The sequence below is a fragment of the Pseudomonas sp. S3_C06 genome, assembly GCF_054667675.1.
This window is the reverse complement of sequence record NZ_CP162747.1, coordinates 4364234-4387408: the sequence shown is the minus strand read 5'-3', so window position 1 is coordinate 4387408 and position 23175 is coordinate 4364234. Positions and strand designations below refer to the sequence as shown.

At 60.0% G+C, this 23175-nt stretch carries 17 protein-coding genes; 4 read left to right on the top strand and 13 right to left on the bottom strand.

Translation table 11 applies throughout. The annotated features are described in order from the left end of the window. Positions 1-19 precede the first annotated feature (19 nt). Entirely contained in the window at positions 20-823 is an 804-nt protein-coding gene (locus AB4N44_RS19535; RefSeq protein WP_038360091.1) for a hypothetical protein, read from the top strand. Positions 824-933: 110 nt separating this feature from the next. On the opposite strand, the gene AB4N44_RS19530 is transcribed toward AB4N44_RS19535, so the two are convergent. Continuing rightward, positions 934-1137: a helix-turn-helix domain-containing protein gene (locus tag AB4N44_RS19530; RefSeq protein ID WP_316917500.1), complete on the bottom strand. Its 204-nt coding sequence runs from the start codon at positions 1135-1137 to the stop codon at positions 934-936. 295 nt (positions 1138-1432) lie between these two features. Here AB4N44_RS19530 and AB4N44_RS19525 point away from each other — a divergent pair, with 295 nt between their 5' ends. After that, a complete protein-coding gene (locus AB4N44_RS19525; protein WP_150750139.1) occupies positions 1433-1870 on the top strand; it encodes an excinuclease in 438 nt (145 codons plus the stop codon). 105 nt (positions 1871-1975) lie between these two features. On the opposite strand, the gene AB4N44_RS19520 is transcribed toward AB4N44_RS19525, so the two are convergent. After that, on the bottom strand, positions 1976-2878 hold the full coding sequence (locus tag AB4N44_RS19520; RefSeq protein WP_016983863.1) for a LysR family transcriptional regulator: 903 nt from the start codon (positions 2876-2878) through the stop codon (positions 1976-1978). 118 nt (positions 2879-2996) lie between these two features. On the opposite strand from AB4N44_RS19520, the gene AB4N44_RS19515 reads away from it, so the two are divergent. Next, on the top strand, positions 2997-4271 hold the full coding sequence (locus AB4N44_RS19515; protein ID WP_460107938.1) for an MFS transporter: 1275 nt from the start codon (positions 2997-2999) through the stop codon (positions 4269-4271). 178 nt (positions 4272-4449) lie between these two features. Here AB4N44_RS19515 and hemE read toward each other — a convergent pair whose 3' ends face one another. The 11 genes from hemE to AB4N44_RS19460 all read right to left on the bottom strand — a co-directional run bounded on the left by hemE (position 4450) and on the right by AB4N44_RS19460 (position 20256). After that, on the bottom strand, positions 4450-5517 hold the full coding sequence (hemE, locus tag AB4N44_RS19510; RefSeq protein WP_008077242.1) for a uroporphyrinogen decarboxylase: 1068 nt from the start codon (positions 5515-5517) through the stop codon (positions 4450-4452). A gap of 252 nt (positions 5518-5769) precedes the next feature. Next, complete coding sequence (locus tag AB4N44_RS19505) at positions 5770-7188, bottom strand: FAD-dependent oxidoreductase (RefSeq protein ID WP_007909438.1); 1419 nt, start codon at positions 7186-7188, stop codon at positions 5770-5772. A gap of 33 nt (positions 7189-7221) precedes the next feature. Next, positions 7222-11667 (bottom strand): glutamate synthase large subunit, encoded by a 4446-nt coding sequence (gltB, locus tag AB4N44_RS19500; RefSeq protein WP_460107941.1) that lies wholly within the window; start codon positions 11665-11667, stop codon positions 7222-7224. A gap of 349 nt (positions 11668-12016) precedes the next feature. Continuing rightward, a complete protein-coding gene (locus AB4N44_RS19495; RefSeq protein ID WP_460107944.1) occupies positions 12017-13609 on the bottom strand; it encodes an AAA family ATPase in 1593 nt (530 codons plus the stop codon). A gap of 10 nt (positions 13610-13619) precedes the next feature. Further along, on the bottom strand, positions 13620-14720 hold the full coding sequence (gene aroB, locus AB4N44_RS19490; RefSeq protein WP_150776185.1) for a 3-dehydroquinate synthase: 1101 nt from the start codon (positions 14718-14720) through the stop codon (positions 13620-13622). 152 nt (positions 14721-14872) lie between these two features. Next, complete coding sequence (gene aroK / locus AB4N44_RS19485) at positions 14873-15391, bottom strand: shikimate kinase AroK (RefSeq protein ID WP_045122915.1); 519 nt, start codon at positions 15389-15391, stop codon at positions 14873-14875. A gap of 4 nt (positions 15392-15395) precedes the next feature. Continuing rightward, entirely contained in the window at positions 15396-17468 is a 2073-nt protein-coding gene (gene pilQ, locus AB4N44_RS19480; protein ID WP_127925530.1) for a type IV pilus secretin PilQ, read from the bottom strand. Between the two features lie 13 nt (positions 17469-17481). Further along, positions 17482-18009 carry a pilus assembly protein PilP gene (locus tag AB4N44_RS19475; RefSeq protein ID WP_127925529.1) on the bottom strand — a complete coding sequence of 176 codons (528 nt, stop codon included), beginning with the start codon at positions 18007-18009 and terminating at the stop codon, positions 17482-17484. Further along, positions 18006-18629 carry a type 4a pilus biogenesis protein PilO gene (pilO, locus tag AB4N44_RS19470; protein ID WP_127925528.1) on the bottom strand — a complete coding sequence of 208 codons (624 nt, stop codon included), beginning with the start codon at positions 18627-18629 and terminating at the stop codon, positions 18006-18008. Before pilO ends, AB4N44_RS19475 begins: the two co-directional genes overlap by 4 nt. Continuing rightward, complete coding sequence (locus AB4N44_RS19465) at positions 18626-19192, bottom strand: PilN domain-containing protein (protein WP_150650018.1); 567 nt, start codon at positions 19190-19192, stop codon at positions 18626-18628. Before AB4N44_RS19465 ends, pilO begins: the two co-directional genes overlap by 4 nt. Then, entirely contained in the window at positions 19192-20256 is a 1065-nt protein-coding gene (locus AB4N44_RS19460) for a pilus assembly protein PilM (RefSeq protein WP_127925526.1), read from the bottom strand. Before AB4N44_RS19460 ends, AB4N44_RS19465 begins: the two co-directional genes overlap by 1 nt. Positions 20257-20475: 219 nt before the next feature. On the opposite strand from AB4N44_RS19460, the gene AB4N44_RS19455 reads away from it, so the two are divergent. Next, positions 20476-22920: a penicillin-binding protein 1A gene (locus AB4N44_RS19455; protein WP_371929253.1), complete on the top strand. Its 2445-nt coding sequence runs from the start codon at positions 20476-20478 to the stop codon at positions 22918-22920. Positions 22921-23175: the final 255 nt, after the last annotated feature.

Genomic DNA, 23175 nt, shown 5'->3' with positions numbered 1-23175 from the left:
CACCTTTGGAGTGAAGGGAATGACTCAGTTTCACCGCATCGCCGCTCTGTTGGCACTGGCTTTTGTGCTCGGCGGTTGCACCAGCAAACCGGTTTACAACGCCAAGGAAGAGTTCTCGCCCAACCTCGGCTTCACCCAGCAACAGATGAGCCGCGCCATCGTCACTGCGCTGAACGATCGCCAGTGGGTCGTGCAATCTGTACGTCCGGGCATGATCAAAGCGGCGATCACCGTACGCGGTCGTCATCACGCCGAAGTCGATATTCCGTTCACCCCGACTTCGTTTGAAATCGATTACCGCAGCAGCTACGGCCTCGACGCCAAGGACGGCAAGATCCACGGCAACTACAACCGCTGGGTCAATCGCCTGCGCGACAACGTGCTCAAAGAGCTGTCGATCAACCCGGACATCGAAGCCGTCAACAACCTAGGCATCATCAAACAGGGTGCCGACGAGCCGACTTACCTGAGCTTCCGCGAAGGCGTCAAACGCGCCACCGACGCCGGCCTGCTCGACGGCAGCGTGAAGTTCTACCTGGCCGGCGAAACGCTGCCAAAACAGGTGCGCAAACTCGACACCGTGAGCAGCAGCCGTAAAACCAACGGCTCGAACAAGTCCGACGAAGACGCCTGCTTCTGGGCCCTGCAATCGGCGCTGGCCACCCTGCAGAACGCTGCGAAAAAAGCTGACGCCAATGCGGTGATCAACATCGCCAGCGTCGACCAGCGTGATCTGTACAAGGACACCGAAAAATTCCAGTGCCGTGCCGGGCTGGTGGTGTCGAGCGTGGCGCTGCGCGGGGATTTGGCGCACGTGGATTGATGGGATTGTAGAAACGACAAAGGGCGCCATTCGGCGCCCTTTCACAAACAGGTTGGCTTGTCATCGCCGATTACCTGTCTGGCTCTGCGATGGCTGGTCACCCAGGATCCTCAGAGTCTCACAAGCCCCTTGCGGGAGCATTTTGGGGCGTCGCCCAACATCCTGAGGCGGGCACGGGCAAGCGTCCCGTGCACTTTGGCGATGAACCGAAGATCTTCCCCTGCCTCATCCAGGCAAACCTCAAGATAGGTCACCAAGTCCTCATCAGTTTTCAAATAATCGATAGAGTCCCATTTCGTAAATTTTTCGATCATGTTTTTTCTTGATGTTTTCTGGCGTTAAGAAAATTAGCGTCCTTAGGTTATTCATACAAGGCACTCACTTCTGAAGTTTTCGTAGGGAATGCACTGACCTTGCGTAGTCCAGATCGCAATCACCTTAAATCCGCGATAACGCGAGGATAAATTTTCTCGCCACAAGGGCACCATTCGGCGCCCTGCTCATTTCCGCTCTACACTCGTCCGGACAGGCCGTCGCACCGCGCCTGGTGGAACGGCGAGCCCATCAGCCCTGCACTCGCGGTTCTCTTTCACCGTCAAGGAGATGACCATGCAAGTGAAAGCCCTGATCGCCGTCGCACTTTTCGCGCTACTGCCCAGCGCCAGCCACGCTACCAACCTCATGTACATGCCCTTCGAAACCGTGCTGTCGGATGCGCTTCGCGCCGGGCGGCTGGATGGCAGTGTGAAGTTCTATCTGCTCGGTAATGGGCCGCAGGGCACGCAGCAGTTGCTTCGCCGAGGGGTGGTCAGTGATTTGAAGACCAACGGCTTCAACAAGAGTGACCACAACTCCTGCGAGTGGGTGTTGCAGTCGAATCTGATCAAGTTGCAGGCCGATGCCAAGCGGGTCGGGGCGAATGCGGTGGTCAATATCGTCAGCTATTACGACCAGCATGTGCGCAAGGATTTGAATACGTACGAGTGCCGGGCGGGGATTTTTGTCACGCGGGTGGCGTTGAGGGGGGATTTGGTGCGGTTGCCCTGAAATCGGTGATGTTTGGGCCGACGCCTTCGCGAGCAGGCTCGCTCCCACCTTGGAATGCGTTCCCCTGTGGGAGCGAGCCTGCTCGCGATTTGAATTGCGCAGCAATCAGGCCTTTGAAGGTTCAACCTTGCGCGTAAGAAGGTCGACAAACGCCTTGGCCATCGGCGATTTCTGATCCTTGCGCTGCACCAGCCACACCGCCGACACCGCCTCCGGATCGAGCAACGGGCGATAGACCACGCCGTCGATGCGCATCCGCTGATAAGACGCCGGCAGTACCGAAACTCCAAGCCCCGCTGCGACCAGACCAATAATGGTCATCGCCTCTCCCGCCTCTTGAGCGAAGTGCGGGCTGAACCCGGCATCGCGCGCCAGACTCAGCAGTTGGGCATACAGCCCGCTGCCGTAGCTGCGCGGAAAGAACACGAACGGCTCCAGCGCCAGCGCCGAGAGGAACAGCCCTTCTTCACTGCCCTGCGCCAATGGATGCTTGGAACCGAGCACGGCGACCAGCGGCTCTCGCATCAACTCCACCACACTCAGCGAATCGGGCAAACCCAGCGGGCGCATGATGCCAACCTCGATCGACTCATCCACCAGGCCCTCGGCGACTTGCGTGCTACTCATCTCGCGAAGGTTGAGGTGCACCGCCGGAAAACGCTGGCGAAAGGAAAAGATCGCCTGCGGAATGGTCGAGTTGAACGGTGCCGACGAAGTGAAGCCAATCTTCAACTCGCCCAATTCACCGAGCTGCGCACGCCTGGCAACATCCGCTGCTTTGTCGACCTGCGCCAGCACCAGCCGCGCCTCCTCCAGAAACAATCGCCCCGCCTCACTCAGCTCGACACGACGATTGGTGCGTTCGAACAGCCGCGCGCCAACCTCTTGCTCCAGCGCCTGAATCTGCTGGCTCAGCGGTGGCTGAGAAATCCCCAGCACTTGTGCGGCGCGGCCAAAATGCAGCTCTTCGGCGACGGCGATGAAGTAGCGCAGATGACGCAATTCCATGGAAACCCCATTAGGTCTTTAAAGCTATCAAACAGGTCGAACAATATATTGGATAGAAACATTAGCCAGCTATATGATTTTTTCATTGCCTGCCTGGCCGTGCCCTCCGAGGTCTGAAGTGAAAACTGCTGTCGCGCCCCTAGCCCATGAAGTCCCGCCTGCTGCGGCGGAAGATGTCGTCGCCGAGCTGCAAGAGATCTACATTGAAAAAGGCACGCCGATGTTCATGCGCACGGTGCTAGCGCTGTTCAGCGGCGGCTTCGCGACGTTTGCCCTGTTGTATTGCGTACAGCCGATGATGCCGCTGCTGTCCCACGAGTACGGGATCAATGCGGCGCAGAGCAGCCTGATCCTCTCGGTGGCGACCGGCATGCTCGCCATCGGGCTGCTGATCACCGGGCCGATTTCCGATCGGGTCGGACGCAAACCGGTGATGGTGACCGCGCTGTTCGCGGCAGCGCTGTGCACCATGGCCAGCGCAATGATGCCGAGCTGGGAAGGTGTGCTGATCATGCGCGCGCTGATCGGGCTGTCGTTGAGTGGGCTGGCAGCGGTGGCAATGACCTATCTAAGCGAAGAAATTCACCCTCAACACATTGGTCTGGCGATGGGTTTGTACATTGGCGGCAATGCCATTGGCGGCATGAGCGGGCGTTTGATCACCGGCGTGCTGATCGACTTCGTCAGTTGGCACACGGCGATGCTGGTGATTGGCGGTCTGGCGATGATCGCCGCCGCGGTGTTCTGGAAGATCCTCCCCGAATCGCGCAACTTCCGCTCACGCTCGCTGCACCCGCGCAGCTTGCTCGACGGCTTCACCATGCACTTTCGCGATGCCGGTCTGCCGCTGCTGTTTCTTGAAGCGTTCGTGTTGATGGGCGCGTTCGTCACACTGTTCAACTACATCGGTTATCGCTTGCTGGCTGCGCCGTACAACCTCGATCAGGTGTTCGTTGGCTTGCTGTCGGTGGTGTACCTGTCGGGGATCTACAGCTCGGCGAAGATTGGTTCGCTGGCAGACAAACTGGGGCGACGCAAAGTGTTGTGGGCGACCATTGCGCTGATGTTTGCGGGACTTGCGTTGACGATGTTTACGCCGCTGCTGCTGGTGATTGTCGGCATGTTGATTTTCACCTTTGGCTTCTTTGGCGCGCACTCGGTGGCGAGTAGCTGGATCGGCCGTCGCGCGACCAAGGCCAAGGGTCAGGCGTCGTCGTTGTATCTGTTCAGTTATTACGCCGGATCGAGCATTGCCGGCACGGCGGGCGGGGTGTTCTGGCATCTTGGCGGGTGGAATGGCATCGGCTTGTTTATTGGCGCGCTGTTGCTGATCGCGCTGCTGGTGGCGTTGAAGCTGGCGAAGTTGCCGCCATTGCAGGGTGTAAAGGCCTGACGCGTAACCCATGTAGGAGTGAGCCTGCTCGCGATAGCGGTGTGTCAGCCAACATATTGGGCGACTGACTCACCGCTATCGCGAGCAGGCTCACTCCTACAATTGGTCTGCGTCCGACGTAGGATCGTGCAAATAAAAACGCCCGGCATTTAGCCGGGCGTTTTTTATGGTGTGGCGATCACTCGTGATACTGCGCCGACAGCTCATGCACCGCACGCAAGAACGCACCGGCATGCTCCGGATCAACCTCAGGCGTGATGCCATGGCCAAGGTTGAACACGTGACCGCTGCCCTTGCCATAACTGGCCAGAATGCGCCCGACTTCGGTGCGGATCGCTTCCGGTTTGGCGTACAGCACGGTCGGGTCCATGTTGCCTTGCAGCGCAACCTTGTCGCCAACGCGGGCGCGGGCGTTACCGATGTCGCAGGTCCAGTCCAGGCCCAGTGCGTCGGCGCCAGCCTCGGCAATGCTTTCCAGCCACAGGCCGCCGTTTTTGGTGAAGAGGATCACCGGCACTTTGCGGCCGTCGTGCTCGCGGATCAGGCCGCTGACGATTTTCTTCATGTAGGCCAGCGAGAACTCCTGATACGCCGCCGCCGACAGGTTGCCGCCCCAGGTATCGAAGATCTGCACCGCTTGCGCGCCGGCCATGATCTGACCGTTGAGGTACGAGGTCACCGACTGCGCCAGTTTATCCAGCAGCAGGTGCATGGCCTGCGGGTTGTCGTAGAGCATCGCTTTGGTCTTGCGGAAGTCTTTGGATGAGCCGCCTTCGACCATGTAGGTCGCCAGGGTCCACGGGCTGCCGGAGAAGCCGATCAACGGCACACGACCGTTCAGCTCGCGACGGATGGTGCTGACCGCGTCCATGACGTAGCCGAGGTCTTTGTGTGGATCCGGGATCGGCAACGCTTCGATATCGGCCAGGGTGCTGACGACTTTCTTGAAGCGCGGACCTTCACCGGTCTCGAAGTACAGGCCTTGGCCCATGGCATCGGGGATGGTGAGGATGTCGGAAAACAGGATCGCCGCGTCCAGTTGTGGATAGCGGTCGAGCGGTTGCATCGTGACTTCGCAGGCGAATTCCGGATTCATGCACAGGCTCATGAAATCACCGGCCTGGGCGCGGCTGGCGCGGTATTCCGGCAGGTAGCGGCCGGCCTGGCGCATCATCCACACCGGGGTGACGTCAACGGGTTGCTTGAGCAGGGCGCGGAGGAAACGGTCGTTCTTCAGGGCAGTCATGTCGGCATCCGGAAAAAAAGTGCGGGCATTTTCTCAGAGCGCGACGCAAAAGGCACGGATGCAGGTCAGCCTTTTGTCTATCGGGTCAATTTATTGCGCTGGAATGCAGAATTTGCAGCCCCCAAAAACAACTGTGGGAGCGAGCCTGCTCGCGAAGAGGCCGGCACATCCAACATTTAAGTTGGCTGACAGACCGCTTTCGCGAGCAGGCTCGCTCCCACATTTTTGATCGCATTTCAGCTTGAAATGTAATCAGACGCCCAGGTAATCGAGGATCCCTTCGGCGGCATTGCGGCCTTCGAAGATGGCCGTCACCACCAGGTCGGAACCGCGCACCATGTCGCCACCGGCAAAGATTTTCGGGTTGCTGGTCTGGTGCTTGTACTGACCTTGCTCAGGCGCAACGACGCGGCCCTGGCTGTCGGTCTGGATCTCGAACTGTTCAAACCACGGCGCCGGGCTCGGGCGGAAACCGAACGCGATGACCACGGCGTCGGCCGGGATGATCTCTTCGGAGCCCGGGATCGGCTCAGGGCTGCGACGGCCACGGGCGTCCGGTTCGCCGAGACGGGTCTCGACCACTTTGACGCCTTCAACCTTGTCTTCGCCGACGATAGCGATCGGCTGGCGGTTGTAGAGGAATTTCACGCCTTCTTCCTTGGCGTTCTTCACCTCTTTGCGCGAGCCGGGCATGTTCGCTTCGTCACGACGATACGCGCAGGTCACCGACTTGGCGCCCTGACGGATCGACGTGCGGTTGCAGTCCATCGCCGTGTCGCCGCCGCCGAGAACCACAACCTTTTTGCCTTTCATGTCGACGAAATCTTCCGGCGACTTTTCAAAGCCCAGGTTGCGATTGACGTTGGCGATCAGGAAGTCCAGCGCGTCATACACGCCCGGCAGGTCCTCACCGGCAAAACCGCCCTTCATGTAGGTGTAGGTGCCCATGCCCATGAACACCGCATCGTATTCAGCGAGCAGTTGCTCCATGGTCACGTCTTTGCCGACTTCGGTATTCAGACGGAACTCGATGCCCATGCCGGTGAAGACTTCGCGACGATTGCTCAGCACGGTCTTTTCCAGCTTGAACTCGGGGATGCCGAAGGTCAGCAGACCGCCGATTTCCGGGTTCTTGTCGAACACCACCGGGGTCACGCCGCCGCGTACCAGCACGTCGGCACAGCCCAGACCCGCCGGGCCCGCGCCAATGATCGCGACACGTTTGCCGGTCGGTTTGACCTTGGACATGTCCGGGCGCCAGCCCATGGCGAACGCGGTGTCGGTGATGTACTTCTCGACCGAACCGATGGTCACCGCGCCGAAACCGTCGTTAAGGGTGCAGGCACCCTCGCACAGACGATCCTGCGGACAGACCCGGCCGCAGACTTCCGGCAGGGTGTTGGTCTGGTGCGACAGCTCGGCGGCCTGAAGGATGTTGCCTTCGGCCACCAGCTTCAGCCAGTTGGGAATGAAGTTGTGCACCGGGCACTTCCATTCGCAATACGGGTTGCCGCAACCCAGGCAGCGGTGGGCCTGGTCGGCCGACTGCTGGGGTTTGAACGGTTCGTAGATTTCGACGAACTCTTTCTTGCGTTGACGCAACAGTTTCTTCTTCGGATCTTTGCGCCCGACATCGATGAACTGGAAGTCGTTATTCAGACGTTCAGCCATTGTTAAAACCTCATCAAACTCTTCAGGCGCATATCACTGCGGGTTGGCACGAGTGCTGGAAAGCAACGATTTCAGGTTGGCAGCCTTAGGCTTGACCAGCCAGAAACGGCGCAGGTAGTCATCGAGGTTTTCGGCGAGTTCACGACCCCACTCGCTGTCGGTTTCCGCGACGTACTCGTTCAGCACGTTTTGCAGGTGGCTGCGATAGGCTTCCATCGCCTCGCCGCTGATCCGCTGGATTTCCACCAGTTCGTGGTTGACCCGATCAACGAAGGTGTTGTCCTGATCGAGCACGTAGGCGAAACCACCGGTCATGCCAGAGCCGAAGTTGTAACCGGTCTTGCCCAGAACGCAGACAAAACCACCGGTCATGTACTCACAGCAGTGATCGCCAGTGCCTTCCACAACCGTGTGAGCACCGGAGTTACGCACGGCGAAACGCTCGCCTGCGGTGCCAGCGGCGAACAGCTTGCCGCCAGTTGCGCCATACAGGCAGGTGTTGCCGATGATGGCGCTGTCCTGAGTCTTATAAACGCTGCCCTTCGGCGGCACGATGGTCAGCTTGCCACCGGTCATGCCTTTGCCGACGTAGTCGTTGGCGTCGCCTTCGAGGTACATGTTCAGACCGCCGGCGTTCCACACACCGAAGCTCTGACCGGCAGTGCCCTTGAAGCGGAAGGTGATTGGCGCTTTCGCCATGCCCTGGTTGCCGTGCTTGCGGGCGATTTCGCCGGAGATCCGCGCGCCGATCGAACGGTCGCAGTTGCAGATGTCCAGATCGAACTCGGCGCCGCTCATGTCGTTGATCGCCGACGAGGCCATCTCGACCATTTTCTCGGCCAGCAGGCCTTGGTCGAACGGCGGGTTGCGCTCAACGCCGCAGAACTGAGGTTTGTCTGCCGGGATGTGATCGCTGCCCAACAGCGGCGTCAGATCGAGGTGGTTTTGCTTGGCGGTCTGGCCTTCGAGGATTTCCAGCAGATCGGTGCGACCGATCAGCTCTTCGAGGGAGCGCACGCCGAGCTTGGCCAGCCACTCACGGGTTTCTTCGGCGACGTAGGTGAAGAAGTTCACCACCATGTCGACGGTACCGATGTAGTGATCCTTGCGCAGCTTCTCGTTCTGAGTCGCAACGCCAGTGGCGCAGTTGTTCAAGTGGCAGATACGCAGGTATTTGCAGCCCAGTGCGATCATTGGCGCGGTACCGAAGCCGAAGCTTTCGGCGCCGAGAATGGCTGCCTTGATCACGTCGAGGCCGGTTTTCAGGCCGCCGTCGGTCTGCACCCGGACTTTGCCGCGCAGGTCGTTGCCGCGCAGGGTCTGGTGAGTTTCGGCGAGGCCGAGTTCCCACGGTGCGCCCGCGTATTTGATCGAGGTCAGCGGCGAAGCACCGGTACCACCGTCGTAACCGGAGATGGTGATCAAGTCCGCATAGGCCTTGGCCACACCGGCGGCGATGGTGCCGACGCCTGCTTCGGCTACCAGTTTCACCGAAACCAGCGCCTTCGGGTTGACCTGCTTGAGGTCGAAAATCAGCTGCGACAAGTCTTCGATCGAGTAGATGTCGTGGTGCGGCGGTGGCGAAATCAGGGTCACGCCCGGCACTGCGTAACGCAGCTTGGCGATCAAACCGTTGACTTTACCGCCCGGCAGTTGCCCGCCCTCGCCCGGCTTGGCGCCCTGCGCGACCTTGATCTGCAGCACTTCGGCATTGACCAGGTATTCCGGGGTTACACCGAAACGGCCAGTGGCAACCTGCTTGATTTTCGAACTCTTGATGGTGCCGTAACGCGCCGGGTCTTCACCACCTTCGCCGGAGTTCGAACGCGCACCGAGGCGGTTCATGGCTTCGGCCAGGGCTTCGTGAGCTTCCGGCGACAGTGCGCCCAGCGAGATACCGGCGGAGTCGAAGCGTTTGAGCACCGATTCCAGCGGTTCGATTTCACTGATGTCCAGCGGCGTGTCGAGTGTCTTGACCTTGAACAGATCGCGGATCATCGACACCGGACGGTTGTCCACCAGCGAGGTGTATTCCTTGAACTTGGCGTAGTCGCCCTGCTGCACAGCGGCTTGCAGGGTGTTGACCACGTCCGGGTTGTAGGCGTGATATTCGCCACCGTGGACGAACTTCAGCAAACCGCCCTGCTGGATCGGCTTGCGCGGACTCCAGGCTTCAGTGGCGAGTGCTTTCTGCTCGGCTTCGATGTCGACGAAACGCGCACCCTTGATGCGGCTCGGCACGCCACGGAAGCTCAGGTCGCAGACTTCTTCGGACAGGCCGATGGCTTCGAACAACTGAGCGCCACGGTACGAAGCGATGGTCGAGATGCCCATCTTCGAGAGGATCTTCAGCAGACCTTTGGTGATGCCTTTGCGGTAGTTCTTGAACACCTCGTAGAGGTCGCCCAGCACTTCACCGGTGCGGATCAGGTCGCCCAGCACTTCGTAGGCCAGGAACGGATAGACCGCCGAGGCGCCGAAGCCGATCAGCACCGCAAAGTGATGCGGGTCACGGGCGGTTGCAGTTTCAACGAGGATGTTGGAATCGCAACGCAGGCCTTTTTCGGTCAGGCGGTGGTGGACGGCACCGGTCGCCAGTGATGCGTGGATCGGCAGCTTGCCCGGAGCGATATGACGGTCGCTCAGGACGATCTGGGTACGACCGGCGCGCACGGCTTCTTCAGCCTGATCGGCGACGTTGCGGATCGCCGCTTCGAGGCCGACGCTTTCGTCGTAGTTGAGGTCGATGATCGCCCGTTCGAAACCCGGGCGGTCGAGGTTCATCAGCGAGCGCCACTTGGCCGGGGAAATGACCGGCGAGCTGAGGATCACGCGCGAAGCATGTTCCGGCGACTCCTGGAAAATGTTGCGCTCGGCACCGAGGCAAATTTCCAGCGACATCACGATAGCTTCACGCAGCGGGTCGATCGGCGGGTTGGTGACCTGCGCGAACTGCTGACGGAAATAGTCGTACGGCGTGCGCACGCGCTGCGACAGCACGGCCATCGGCGTGTCGTCGCCCATCGAGCCCACGGCTTCGTAGCCTTGCTCGCCGAGCGGACGCAGGACCTGATCGCGCTCTTCGAACGTGACCTGATACATCTTCATGTATTGCTTGAGCTGATCGACGTCGTAGAACGCCGAACCGTGGTCGTTGTCTTCCATGGTCGCCTGAATGCGCAGGGCATTCTTGCGCAGCCATTGCTTGTACGGATGACGGGACTTCAGGCGGTTGTCGATCGCATCAGTGTCGAGGATCTGCCCGGTTTCGGTGTCCACCGCGAAGATCTGCCCAGGGCCGACACGACCTTTGGCAATCACGTCTTCAGGCTTGTAGTCCCACACGCCGATTTCCGACGCCAAGGTGATGAAACCGTTGGTGGTGGTAACCCAGCGCGCCGGGCGCAGACCGTTACGGTCGAGCAGGCACACCGCGTAACGACCGTCGGTCATCACAACACCAGCCGGGCCGTCCCACGGCTCCATGTGCATCGAGTTGTACTCGTAGAACGCACGCAGATCCGGGTCCATGGTTTCGACGTTCTGCCACGCCGGCGGAATGATCATCCGCACGCCACGGAACAGGTCGATGCCACCGGTGACCATCAGCTCGAGCATGTTGTCCATGCTCGAGGAGTCGGAACCGACACGGTTGACCAGCGGGCCGAGTTCTTCCAGATCCATCAGATCATTGCTGAACTTGGTCCGACGGGCCTGCGCCCAGTTACGGTTACCGGTGATGGTGTTGATCTCGCCGTTGTGGGCGAGGAAGCGGAATGGCTGCGCCAGCGGCCATTTCGGCAGAGTGTTGGTGGAAAAGCGCTGGTGGAACACGCAGATCGCGGTTTGCAGGCGCTCGTCGCTCAGGTCTGGATAAAACGCGGCCAGGTCGGCCGGCATCATCAGGCCTTTATAGATGATGGTCTTGTGCGAAAAGCTGCAGATGTAGTGGTCGGAGTCGACGGCGTTGGCCACCGACGAACGACGACGTGCACTGAACAGCTTCACGGCCATATCCTGATCGCTCAGGCCTTCACCGCCGATGTACACCTGCTCGATCTGTGGCAGGCGCTCAAGGGCCAGGCGGCCGAGGACGCTGGTGTCGATTGGCACTTTGCGCCAGCCGATCAGTTGCAGGCCTTCAGCGAGGATCTCGCGGTTCATGTTCTCGCGAGCGGCTTCGGCCTTGGCCGGATCCTGGTTGAAAAAGACCATGCCCACTGCATATTGCTTGGGCAGCTCGACGCTGAAGGTTTCCTGGGCAATGGCTCGCAGGAACGCGTCAGGTTTTTGAATCAGCAGACCGCAACCGTCACCGGTCTTGCCGTCGGCATTAATCCCACCGCGGTGGGTCATGCAGGTCAGGGCCTCGATGGCCGTTTGCAAAAGGGTATGACTGGGCTCGCCCTGCATATGGGCTATCAGGCCGAAACCGCAGTTATCCTTGAATTCATCTGGTTGGTACAGACCTGCTTTCATAGACACTTTCTCACCAGGCTGCCTCTTTTCGAGGCAAATTTCTTTTCAATTCAACCACTTGCATCCCGCGCCGAACGTACGCCAGCTTAGCAGGGGCAAAAGGGTGGTCATTGTACACAGCGACACAGAGGCTCACAAATTTGACGACGAAATGTCGCAAATTCATGTCGCATTTGTGAAAGGTTTAAAGCGATCTGCTGTGCTAGTCAAAACTTTTTTAATTTTGACCGCAACGACTCAAAGACTACTGTGACGCAGACACCACAAGGCACGCGACCTGGAAGGAAGCGCGCACTCGTAGAAATTTTGAGGTGCTTGGAGAGGCGGCCTGGGTAAGGCCGCCGAATCTTCAGCGAGTTGTTGCCAGTTCCTGTTGGACGCTGGCGACAGTGCGAGGCCAAGGTTTACCAGCCTGAACCTTCGCTGGCAAGGCCTTGATGGCAGAAACGGCCGCATCACGATTGGCGAAGTTGCCGTAGGTGATCACGTAGAGAGGCTTGCCGTTGAGGACTTTCTTGAAATAACGGTACTCGCCACCCTGCTCCTTGACGAAGTTTTGCGCTGCGGATTCCGAACTGGTGCCAAGGATCTGCACCACGTAGTTGCCGGTCGGCTGACCGGCATACCAGCTGCCACCGGCGGCTTTGGCGACGGTCACCGGCTTCTCGGCCGGTTTGGCTGCAGCGACTGGCTTGGCCGGTGCCGGAGCCGGTTTCGCTGCAGGCGCTGCCGGAGCAGGCTTGGCGGTGGCGACTTGCGTCGGCGCCGGGGTCGGCTTGGCGGCAGGCAACGGAACCGGTGTCGGCGCAGGGCCGGCCGGAACGCCCGCAGGCGGTGCGGAAGTAGTAAAGGTCGGCGGGGTATCGCTGGAACCTTCCAGCGGCACGCCATCGTCGCCTTCGGTAATGCCACCGGCCGCTTCGGCCAACGGACCGCGCATCACCGGTTGCGAGTTGCCGACCAGCGGCAACGGCATCGGCTGTGTATTACCAGCGAACTCGACGTTCGGTGCGCCGCCATTGGCTGCGCCCTGGCCCAACGGCAACTGTGCCTGTTCATTGGCCGGTGCACCGGTAGTCGGCGCCTTGTTGCGACCCGGCATCAGCCAGGCGGCAGCGACCGCGACCACAACGACGGCGGAAATCGCCAATACGTGTTTCTTCGGCATGTTGAACCCCATACTTGGACGCTTGACCGCAGAGCGGCTGGCAATCATGACTTCGATCAGAGCATCGCGAGCGACCTGGTTGATGTTGCCCGGCCAACCCTCGGCGCTTTCGTGAATATCAGAGATCTGATCTGCGGTGAAAAGTTCGACACCCCGGCCTGCGCCTTCAAGCCGCTGGTCGAGATATTCGCGGGTCTCTTCTTCGGTGTACGGCTGCAATTCGATGACGTGGAAGCGCTCTTCCTCAAGGTGCAAAGCCTCAAGCTGCGCGATCAGCGACGACTCACCGAACAGGAACACGTGCGGGCGACCTTCCGGTGCGCCGGCACCCAACGCCATCAGCGCTTCGAGGGCGGATTCATCGAGCTGCTCGGCGTCGTCCACCAGCAGATAGACTTCCTGACCGGTCAGTGCGAGTTGCACCACCTGATCCAGAATCGCGCCAACTTCGGCCTGAGCGACGTTCAGTGCCTGCGCCACCTGGCGCAGCACGCCAGCAGCATCGCCGGCGCCACGGGCGGAAACCACCACGCTCTGTACCGACTGCTTGTTGGTGCTGGCGACCAGCGCCTGACGCAGCAGCGTCTTGCCACTGCCTTGCGGGCCAGTGACCACCAGCAGCAACTGGCTGTAACGCGCCAGATGATGCAATTGACCCAGCACCGGTTTGCGCTGGGCCGGGAAGAACTTGAAGCCCGGTACGCGTGGCGCGAACGGGTCGTGACTTAACTGGAAATGGCCGAGGAACGCCTCGTCGGCATGCAAACTAGTCATCGGAATCTTATTAACCTTTAAGCTGAGCCAGGGCGCGGTAATCCGCTCCCAGCGTGGCCTGTAGAACCTCTTTCGGATAATCGTCGGTCACTACCGCTTCGCCCATCCGGCGCAGCAGCACCAGGCGCAGACGACCGTCGATCACTTTTTTGTCGATTGCCATGTGTTGAAGAAAATCGGCCTCGGCCATTTCAGTCGGCGGCACCACCGGCAGACCGGCACGCTGGAACAGCCGAATGCCGCGATCACGCTCTGCGTCACTGATCCAGCCCAGGCGTGCGGACATCTCCAGCGCCATCACCGTGCCAGCGGCGACTGCCTCCCCGTGCAACCAGACACCATAGCCCATGTGGGTCTCGATGGCGTGGCCGAAGGTGTGGCCGAGGTTGAGCGTGGCGCGTACGCCGGTTTCCTTCTCATCGGCGCCGACCACCGCAGCCTTGGCTGCGCAGGAGCGCTCGATGGCATAAGTCAGGGCTTTCTGATCCAGCGCACGCAGGGCATCGACGTTGTCTTCGAGCCAGGTCAGGAACGGTTCGTCGCAGATCAGACCGTACTTGATGACCTCGGCCAGACCGGCGGACAACTCGCGTTCTGGCAGGGTTTTCAGGGACGCGGTATCGATCAGCACGACGTTCGGCTGATAGAACGCGCCGACCATGTTCTTGCCCAACGGATGGTTGATGCCGGTCTTGCCGCCCACCGACGAATCGACCTGGGACAGCAATGTTGTGGGGATCTGGATGAAGTCAACGCCACGCTGGTAGCAGGCAGCGGCGAAACCGGCCATGTCGCCGATCACACCGCCGCCGAGGGCGATCACGGTGGTGCGACGGTCATGACGGGCGGTCAGCAGACCGTCGAAGATCAGTTGCAGGGTTTCCCAGTTCTTGAAGGCTTCACCGTCCGGCAGCACCACGGAGATCACCGAGAACTGCGCCAGACTGCGGGTCAGACGTTCGAGATAGAGCGGCGCAACGGTCTCGTTGGAGATGATTGCCACCTGCCGCCCATGGATATGCGGAGCCAGCAGCTCGGGCTGATCCAACAAACCTTCGCCAATATGAATCGGGTAGCTGCGCTCGCCTAGATCGACCTTGAGTGTCTGCATGTGTCCCCACAGTGAAGATGGAAGCAGGCATCCTGCCCTGAATTATTGGTTATCTGCGGCCTATAGCGGGTATGACGCCGCTCGCCCGCCATCCGCCACAACCTCGGCGGGCTGTGACAGGACGCCGAGGATAGCGCATTTCGAGCGATGCTTTAACGGGGAGGCAGCTGCGCCAGACGATCGAGAATATCGAGCACGACCATGCGTGGCGGCCGTTCGTCGGTTTCCACCACCAGATCGGCGATTTCCCGATAGAGCGGATCACGAATCGCCAGCAGGTCGCGCAGGGTTTTCTCCGGATTGGCGGTGCGCAACAACGGCCGATTGCGGTCGCGCGACGTGCGGCCGACCTGCTGTTCAACGGAGGCGTGCAGATACACCACTCGCCCGCCCTCATACAGCGCCTTGCGATTGGCATCGCGCATTACGGCGCCACCGCCGGTCGCCAACACCACGCCGTCGAACGCGCACAGCTCGGCAATCATCGCCTGCTCACGGTCACGAAAGCCGGGCTCGCCTTCCTTGTCGAAGATCCACGGGATATTGGCGCCCGTGCGCAGTTCAATTTCCTTGTCGGAATCTTTGAACGGCAGGCGCAGCTCTTTGGCCAGCAACCGGCCGATGGTGCTTTTGCCAGCGCCCATCGGTCCTACAAGAATCAAATTTCGCACAGAATCAACGACTCACAGCAATCGCCTGGTTATTCATGATACGTGGTGTGAGAAATACCAGCAGCTCGGATTTTTTCTCCGAAACCACATCACGCCGGAAAAGGCGGCCAAGATACGGCACATCGCCAAGAAATGGCACCTTATCTACGACCTTGCTTTGAGTATTTGAGAAAACGCCCCCAATCACGATGGTTTCGCCGTCGTTGACCAGCACCTTGGCGTTGACCTCGTTTTTCTTGATTGGCGGTACATCCTGCACTTTGTTCAGGTAATCCGGTTCGTCCTTGGTGACCTTGACCTCCATGATGATGCGATTGTCGGGGGTGATCTGCGGCGTGACTTCCAGCGACAGCGAGGCCTCCTTGAACGACACCGACGTGGCGCCACTGGAGCTGGCTTCCTGATACGGAATCTCGGTGCCTTTGAGGATTTTCGCGGTTTCCTTGTCGGAGGTGACCACTTTCGGCTGCGAGACGATTTCTCCGTTACCGGTTTTCTCCATGGCCGTCAGTTCAAGATCGAGCAAGACGTTGTCGGTGATGAAAGCGATGCCGATTCCTGAAGTATTGTTGACGGTGCCCATGTCGACGAACGGCGAGTTGGTACTGGTGCTGCCGGGAGTACCAATGGTGGTCGACGATCCGTTGACCCCGGAGGCGTTCCAGTTGCCCTTGTTCTGGATCGAACCGCCCCAGCGCACGCCCAGGCTTTTGTCGTAATCGACGTTAGCTTCGACGATCCGCGCCTCGATCATCACCTGACGTACCGGTATATCCAGCTGTGCCACGATCCGCCGCAGTTCGTCGAGACGATCCTGAGTCTGATAGGCAATGATGTTGTTGGTCCGCTCATCGACAGTAATCGAACCGCGCTCGTCGATTTTAGCCTCGGCACTGGTCACCGACTGGAACAGCTTGGCGATGTCCGCTGCTTTCGCGTAGTTCACTTGCAACAGTTCGCGACGCAGCGGTGCCAGTTCGGCGATCTGTTTCTGCGACTCCAGTTCCTGACGTTCGCGGGCAGCGATTTCATCGGCCGGAGCAACCAGCAGCACATTGCCGATCTTGCGTTTATCCAGCCCCTTGGTTTTCAGCACCAGATCCAGCGCCTGATCCCACGGCACGTTCTGCAGGCGCAAGGTGATGCCACCCTGCACCGTGTCGCTGGCGACAAGGTTGAGGTTGGTGAAATCGGCGATCAGTTGCAGCACTGAACGCACATCGATGTCCTGGAAATTCAGCGAGAGCTTTTCGCCGACGTAAGCCTGACGATCGGCGTTACGCTTTTGCAGATCATCGACGGTCATCGGGCGGATGCTGACGGTCAGTTTGTTGTCGGTCTGGAAAGTCGAATACTCGTAAGTACCACTGGGTTCAACCGTAATAACCGTGCGATCAGCGGTCACTCCGGCATTGACGAACTGCACCGGGGTGGCGAAATCCTTGACGTCGAGGCGTACCCGCAGCTTTTCCGGGAGTTGTGTGCGGGAAAAGCTGAGGATGATCTTGCCGTCATGCTCCTGGATATCCGGAGCGATGGTCGGGTCGGAGAGGTCAATGACCACGTTGCCTTCACCTGCCGTACCCCGCTGGAAATCTACGCCGCGAATAGCCCGGCTTTTCGGCACAACTGCCTTGGCCGGCGCTGCAGCCGCAGGGCGTGGCGCAACGACAGCAGATCGCGGCGCTGCCGCCGGCGCGCCCTGCCCAACCACCACGAACAGATTGTTGCCCGCGACCCGCGTGGTGTAAGGCGCCAGTTGCGTGAGACTGACGATCAGCCGCGTGCGATCCTTGGCCTCGACCACCGTAGCGGTGCGTGCATTGCCGCTGCCCAGATCAAGGTTCTTGCTGGCCAATTGACTGGCGACACCGGGCAAATCGAGGGCGATGCGTGCCGGTGATTCGGTGGTGTAGCCCTTGGGCTGTGGCGGTGGGCCGTCGAACGACAGCTTCAGCTCGACGCGATCACCCGGCAACGCCGCCACATCCAGCGTCTTCAGATTGGCCGCGAGTACCATCGGCGACATCAGCGCTATCCATAGCGAAAAACCGAGGGTGGAGAAAATCCTGTTCATTGTTCGACTTCCACTATGAGTGCTCTTTCAAAGGAATGGTGCGCGGACGCTCCAGCCAGGCGCCTTCGCCGTCGGGGACGATTTCGACGACATCGACCTGGGTGGCGCTGATGGCGACGATGCGACCGTCATTGCGCCCCAGGTAATCGCCGACTTTCAGCCGATGCACCCCGCCCGCCCCGCGCAACAGCGCGAAGGAGCCGGAAACATTGGAGATCGTGCCGACCATCTCGAACTGCTCGATATTGAAACCTTCGAGGTATTGCTTGACCCGGTTGGGGTCGGGTTTGACGTTGCGCGAGCCATGTTTCTGTCCGGCCAGATCAACGCGCACCTGGCGCGAGAACGGACTGCGCAGGTTGGCCGCGCTGTAAGTGAATGTGGGGTAAGACCGGAATGTCGGGGTTGGTTCAATCCTGCCCGCCGGGCGCAGGCGCACTTCGTTCATGTAAGCGTCGAGATCGCTGAAGTCATCACTGCCACCACAACCGTTCAACGCGAGCAGCGTCATCGCCAACGCGATGCAACGAACCGGGCTCATTTCTGCAGCCCCTTGTCGTTGTACCGGTAGGTCTTGGCAAGGATGCTCATGCGCAGCTTCGGCCCGCCGTCTTTATTGGCCGGAGCGAGTTCGAAATCATGCAGGGTGACGATGCGCGGTAGCCCGGCCACGCCACTGACGAACGTGGCGAGGTCGTGGTAAGCACCGGTGACAGTAATCTGAATCGGCAACTCGATGTAAAACTGCTGGGTGACTTCTGGCAGCAGTTTGATCTCTTCAAACTCCAGGCCGCTGCCCAGCCCCGTGCGAGTGATGTCTTCCAGCAAGCCCGGCACTTCGGTGTCACTGGGCAATTGCCGCAGCAATACGCCGAAGGTATTTTCCATCTCCTTCATTTGCTGGGTGTACAGCTCAAGATTGGCTGACAGGCGCGCCTTGCTGGCAAATTGTTCCTTGAGCGTAGCCTCCTCTTCGCGCTTGGCATCCAGCTGGTTTTCCAGATCACTGATGAAAAAGTTATAGCCAAGCGCCAACACCAGCACCATCAACAGCGCCCCGGCGATGGCTTTCACTGCCCCCGGCCACGAGCCGATGTTGCTGGTATCGAGGTCGTTGAAATCGATGTCGCGCAAGCTTTCCAGCCATTCGGACGGCTTCATTGCTCGTCCTCCACGGTTCGGGGCTGGGTTTGCCGTACCGTCAGCTCAAAGGTATTGGCCTGATCCACCTGGCCCTCGGTCGTCGCCTTCACCTCGTTGAGGCCCGGCGCGTCGAACCAGTCGGAGGCGTCCAGATTGCGCATCAACTCGGAAATCCGGTTGTTCGATTCAGCGGCACCGCTGATCGACAGGGTTTTGCCGGCCATCTTCACATCGGTGAAATACACCCCGTCAGGCAGCGTGCGTGCCAATTGATCGAAGATTCGTCCGCTGATCTGCCGGTTGCCTTGCAGATCCTGGATGATGCGCATGCGTTCGACCAGCTGCTGGCGACGCGCCTTGAGATCGCTGATCTGTTTGATCCGTTCGTCGACCACGGCAATCTGCTTGCCGATGTAATCATTGCGCGCCACTTGTCGTGCAATGGCGGTGCTGATGACCTGATCGGCAATCAACACCGCACCGACCGAGCCGACGACGACACCGATCAAGGCCAGCAGGAAGCGTTTGCGCCGTTCTTCGCGGCGCTCTTCACGCCAGGGCAGGAGGTTGATCCGCGCCATCAGTCGAAACTCCTGAGCGCGAGCCCGCAGGCGATCATCAGGGCCGGCGCGTCGCTGGCCAGCGCTCCGGCATTGACCTTGCTGCTCAAGGCCATATTGGAAAACGGATTGGCCACTTGCGTCGGCGTCTTCAGGCGCTGCTCGATCAGCCGGTCCAGCCCCGGCACTGAGGCCGTACCGCCGGCCAGCAGAATGTGGTCGACCGCGTTGTATTGCCCGGAGGCGAAGAAGAACTGCAACGAGCGCGACACTTGCTGTACCAGCGCTTCACGAAACGGCTGCAAGACCTCGCTGATGTAATCATCGGGCAGACCGCCCTGCTTTTTCGCCAGCCCCGCCTGCTCGATGGTCAGGCCATAACGGCGCTGGATTTCTTCGGTCAGTTGCCGCCCGCCGAACAATTGCTCGCGGGTGTAGATGATCTTGCCGTTGTGCAGAACGCTGAGGGTGGTCATGGTCGCGCCGATATCGACGACGGCGACAGTGAGCCGCTCTTGCGTGGCCGCCAGTTGCGTGGCGAGCAGCCCGAAAGAGCGTTCCAGCGCATAGGCTTCGACATCGACGACCCGCGCAGTCAGCCCGGCGAGTGCCAGCGCCGCCTCACGGACTTCGACGTTTTCCTTGCGACAGGCAGCCAGCAGCACGTTGACCCGTTCAGGGTTGCGCGGCGAAACGCCCTGGACTTCGAAATCGATGGCAACTTCGTCCAATGGATAGGGAATGTATTGGTCGGCCTCGATCTTGAGCTGGTTTTCCAGTTCGTCATCGGACAGCCCGGCGTCCATTTCGATGATTTTGGTAATCACCGCCGAACCGGCCACTGCAACTGCCACGCCCTTGAGTCCGGTGCGCGCCTTGACCAGCACTCGGCTTAGGGCCTGGCCAACGCCTTCGAGTTCGGCGATGTTTTTCTCGACCACGGCGTTTGCCGGCAATGGCTCGACCGCGTACGCCTCGACCCGGTAGCGATCACCCTGACGGCTCAGTTCCAGCAGCTTCACTGACGTGGAACTGATGTCGATCCCCAGTAACGTATTGGCCTTTTTATTGAAGAGTCCCAGCACTACCAATTCCCTATGACTTTCCGTGAGTTACGGACTCTGTAATACGCATTGCGTTCCTTCACCCCGTCTTGACAGAAGCGCAAATGACGCCCCCAGCAGAAAAGTGCTTATAATGCCCAGCGTTTTTTTCCGCTTTTTACTGCAAGCGCGGGCTGTTCTGTGTGTAGCCGGAACCCCGTCGCCAAATTCATTCTTTGCCCTGGATGCCCAAACGCCTTGATTCGTCTGCTGAAATTTTTCGGTTGGTCCATCGTCGCCGTTTTCTGCGGACTGCTTTTAGGTCTCAGCGGCGCGTTTCTTTACCTTAGTCCGGGTTTGCCGTCTGTGGAGGCTCTGCGAAGCATTCAGTTGCAGATTCCATTGCGGGTTTACTCCAGCGACAACAAGTTGATCGCAGAATTTGGCGAAATGCGCCGGACTCCGATCCGTTTCGCCGACATTCCACCCAATTTCATTAATGCGTTACTAAGTGCTGAAGACGACAATTTCGCCAACCACTACGGCGTCGATCCGAGCAGCCTGATGCGCGCCGCGACCCAACTGGTCAAAAGCGGACACATTCAGTCCGGCGGCAGCACCATCACCATGCAGGTGGCGAAGAACTTCTTCCTGACCAGCGAACGCAGCTTCTCGCGCAAAACCACCGAAATTCTTCTGGCCCTGCAGATCGAGCGGCAGCTGACCAAGGACGAAATCCTTGAGCTGTACGTGAACAAGATCTATCTGGGCAACCGCGCCTACGGCATCGAAGCGGCGGCGCAGGTGTATTACGGCAAGTCGATCCGCGATGTCAGCCTGGCGCAGATGGCGATGATCGCCGGCCTGCCGAAAGCGCCGTCGCGCTTCAACCCGCTGGCCAACCCGGCGCGCAGCAAAGAGCGTCGCGACTGGATCCTCGGGCGCATGTACAAGCTCGGCAAGATCACCGAAGCGGACTACACCGCCGCGATCAACGAGCCGCTGAACGCCAGCTATCACGTGCCGACCCCGGAAGTGAATGCGCCGTACATCGCCGAGATGGCCCGCGCCGAAATGGTCGGCCGCTATGGCAGCGATGCCTACACGGAAGGTTTCCGCGTCACCACCACGGTGCCGAGCAACCTGCAGGAAATGGCCAACACCGCGCTGCACGAAGGCCTGATGACCTACGACCAGCGTCACGGCTACCGTGGCCCCGAGTCGCGCCTGCCGGGCAAAACCCGCGAGGCCTGGGCCAGCGAACTGACCAAGCAGCGCACGATCAGCAGCCTGGAGCCAGCCATCGTTACCCAGGTCGACAAGAACGGCCTGCAAGTGCTGACCCGCACTGGAGAAGAGCACGTTGCCTGGGACACCATGAAATGGGCGCGGCCGTTCCTCAACACCAACAGCATGGGCGCCAACCCGCGTCAGCCGTCGGATGTGGCGCAGGTCGGCGATCTGGTTCGCGTGCAGCGTCAGAAAGACAATTCGTTGAAGTTCAGCCAGATCCCGCAGGCACAAGGTGCGCTGGTTTCGCTGGATCCGCAGAACGGGGCGATTCGCTCGCTGGTCGGCGGTTTCGCCTTCGAACAGAGCAACTACAACCGCGCGATGCAGGCCAAGCGTCAACCGGGCTCGAGCTTCAAGCCGTTCGTCTACAGCGCTGCGCTGGACAGTGGTTATACCGCCGCCACCTTGGTCAATGACGCGCCGATCGTGTTCGTCGACGAGTACCTGGACAAGGTCTGGCGTCCGAAAAACGATACCAACACCTTCCTCGGCCCGATTCGCCTGCGTGAGGCGCTGTACAAGTCGCGTAACCTGGTATCGATCCGCCTGCTGCAGGCCATGGGCGTGGGCAAGACCATCGACTACATCACCCGTTTCGGCTTCAACAAGCAGGATCTGCCGCCGAACCTGTCGCTGGCCCTGGGCACCGCAACGCTGACGCCGATGGAGATCGCCACCGGTTGGAGCACGTTCGCCAACGGCGGCTACAAGATCACCCCGTACATCATCGACAAGATCGAAAGCCGCAACGGCGACACGCTGTTCGTCGCCAACCCGCCGACCGTGCCTCAGGGTGGTTCGGCGACGGACGGTATCGCTGCGCCGAGCACTGAGTCGTTCACGGTCAATGCCGCGCCGGTTCCGGGTGAAGCGCCGGGCAACGCTGCCGTACCGCAAGCGCCAGCCGTGGCCGAGCGCATTGTCGACGGTCGTACCACCTACATCCTCAACAGCATGTTGCAGGACGTGATCAAGCTCGGCACTGGTCGCCGTGCGCTGGCCATGGGCCGCAGCGATATCGCCGGTAAAACCGGTACCACCAACGAATCGAAAGACGCGTGGTTCTCCGGTTACAACGCCGATTACGTGACCACGGTGTGGACCGGCTTCGACCAGCCGGAGAGTCTCGGTCGTCGCGAGTTCGGTGGCACCGTGGCGCTGCCGATCTGGATGAACTACATGTCGGCCGCGCTGAAGGACAAGCCGCCGCATGTTCAGCCTGAGCCGGAAGGTTTGCTGAGCCTGCGCGTGGATCCGGTCAGTGGTCGTGCGGCGACACCAAGCACACCAGGCGCGTACTTCGAACTGTTCAAGTCTGAAGACACGCCACCGTCGGTGAATGAACTGGGCAACGGTACTGCGCCGGGCAGCCCGCTGCCGGCGGATGAGCAGGCGCCGATCGATTTGTTCTGATCCAGCGGTATTGAAAAGCCCCGCCTTCGGTTGAAGTGCGGGGCTTTTTATTGCCTGAGGATCAAGAGCCCCTCACCCTAGCCCTCTCCCGGAGGGAGAGGGGACTGATTGGGGGATGCTGGTGAGTGATGCCGACCTGAACGTGCTGTGTTGAATCCATAGGCGCTAATGCACTTTCAGGTCGGTGTATCTCGCGAATCTTCCACGGTCAGTCCCCTCTCTCTCAGGGAGAGGGTTAGGGTGAGGGGGCTCTTG

What these genes read in the sequence shown, in the direction of transcription:
- AB4N44_RS19495 (WP_460107944.1), bottom strand. Translation starts at nt 13,609, where the DNA reads ATGACTAGTTTGCATGCCGACGAGGCGTTCCTCGGCCATTTCCAGTTA.
- AB4N44_RS19535 (WP_038360091.1), top strand. Translation starts at nt 20, where the DNA reads ATGACTCAGTTTCACCGCATCGCCGCTCTGTTGGCACTGGCTTTTGTG.
- gltB (WP_460107941.1), bottom strand. Translation starts at nt 11,667, where the DNA reads ATGAAAGCAGGTCTGTACCAACCAGATGAATTCAAGGATAACTGCGGT.
- AB4N44_RS19530 (WP_316917500.1), bottom strand. Translation starts at nt 1,137, where the DNA reads ATGATCGAAAAATTTACGAAATGGGACTCTATCGATTATTTGAAAACT.
- AB4N44_RS19475 (WP_127925529.1), bottom strand. Translation starts at nt 18,009, where the DNA reads ATGAGCCCGGTTCGTTGCATCGCGTTGGCGATGACGCTGCTCGCGTTG.
- AB4N44_RS19505 (WP_007909438.1), bottom strand. Translation starts at nt 7,188, where the DNA reads ATGGCTGAACGTCTGAATAACGACTTCCAGTTCATCGATGTCGGGCGC.
- AB4N44_RS19525 (WP_150750139.1), top strand. Translation starts at nt 1,433, where the DNA reads ATGCAAGTGAAAGCCCTGATCGCCGTCGCACTTTTCGCGCTACTGCCC.
- pilQ (WP_127925530.1), bottom strand. Translation starts at nt 17,468, where the DNA reads ATGAACAGGATTTTCTCCACCCTCGGTTTTTCGCTATGGATAGCGCTG.
- aroB (WP_150776185.1), bottom strand. Translation starts at nt 14,720, where the DNA reads ATGCAGACACTCAAGGTCGATCTAGGCGAGCGCAGCTACCCGATTCAT.
- AB4N44_RS19520 (WP_016983863.1), bottom strand. Translation starts at nt 2,878, where the DNA reads ATGGAATTGCGTCATCTGCGCTACTTCATCGCCGTCGCCGAAGAGCTG.
- AB4N44_RS19465 (WP_150650018.1), bottom strand. Translation starts at nt 19,192, where the DNA reads ATGGCGCGGATCAACCTCCTGCCCTGGCGTGAAGAGCGCCGCGAAGAA.
- hemE (WP_008077242.1), bottom strand. Translation starts at nt 5,517, where the DNA reads ATGACTGCCCTGAAGAACGACCGTTTCCTCCGCGCCCTGCTCAAGCAA.
- pilO (WP_127925528.1), bottom strand. Translation starts at nt 18,629, where the DNA reads ATGAAGCCGTCCGAATGGCTGGAAAGCTTGCGCGACATCGATTTCAAC.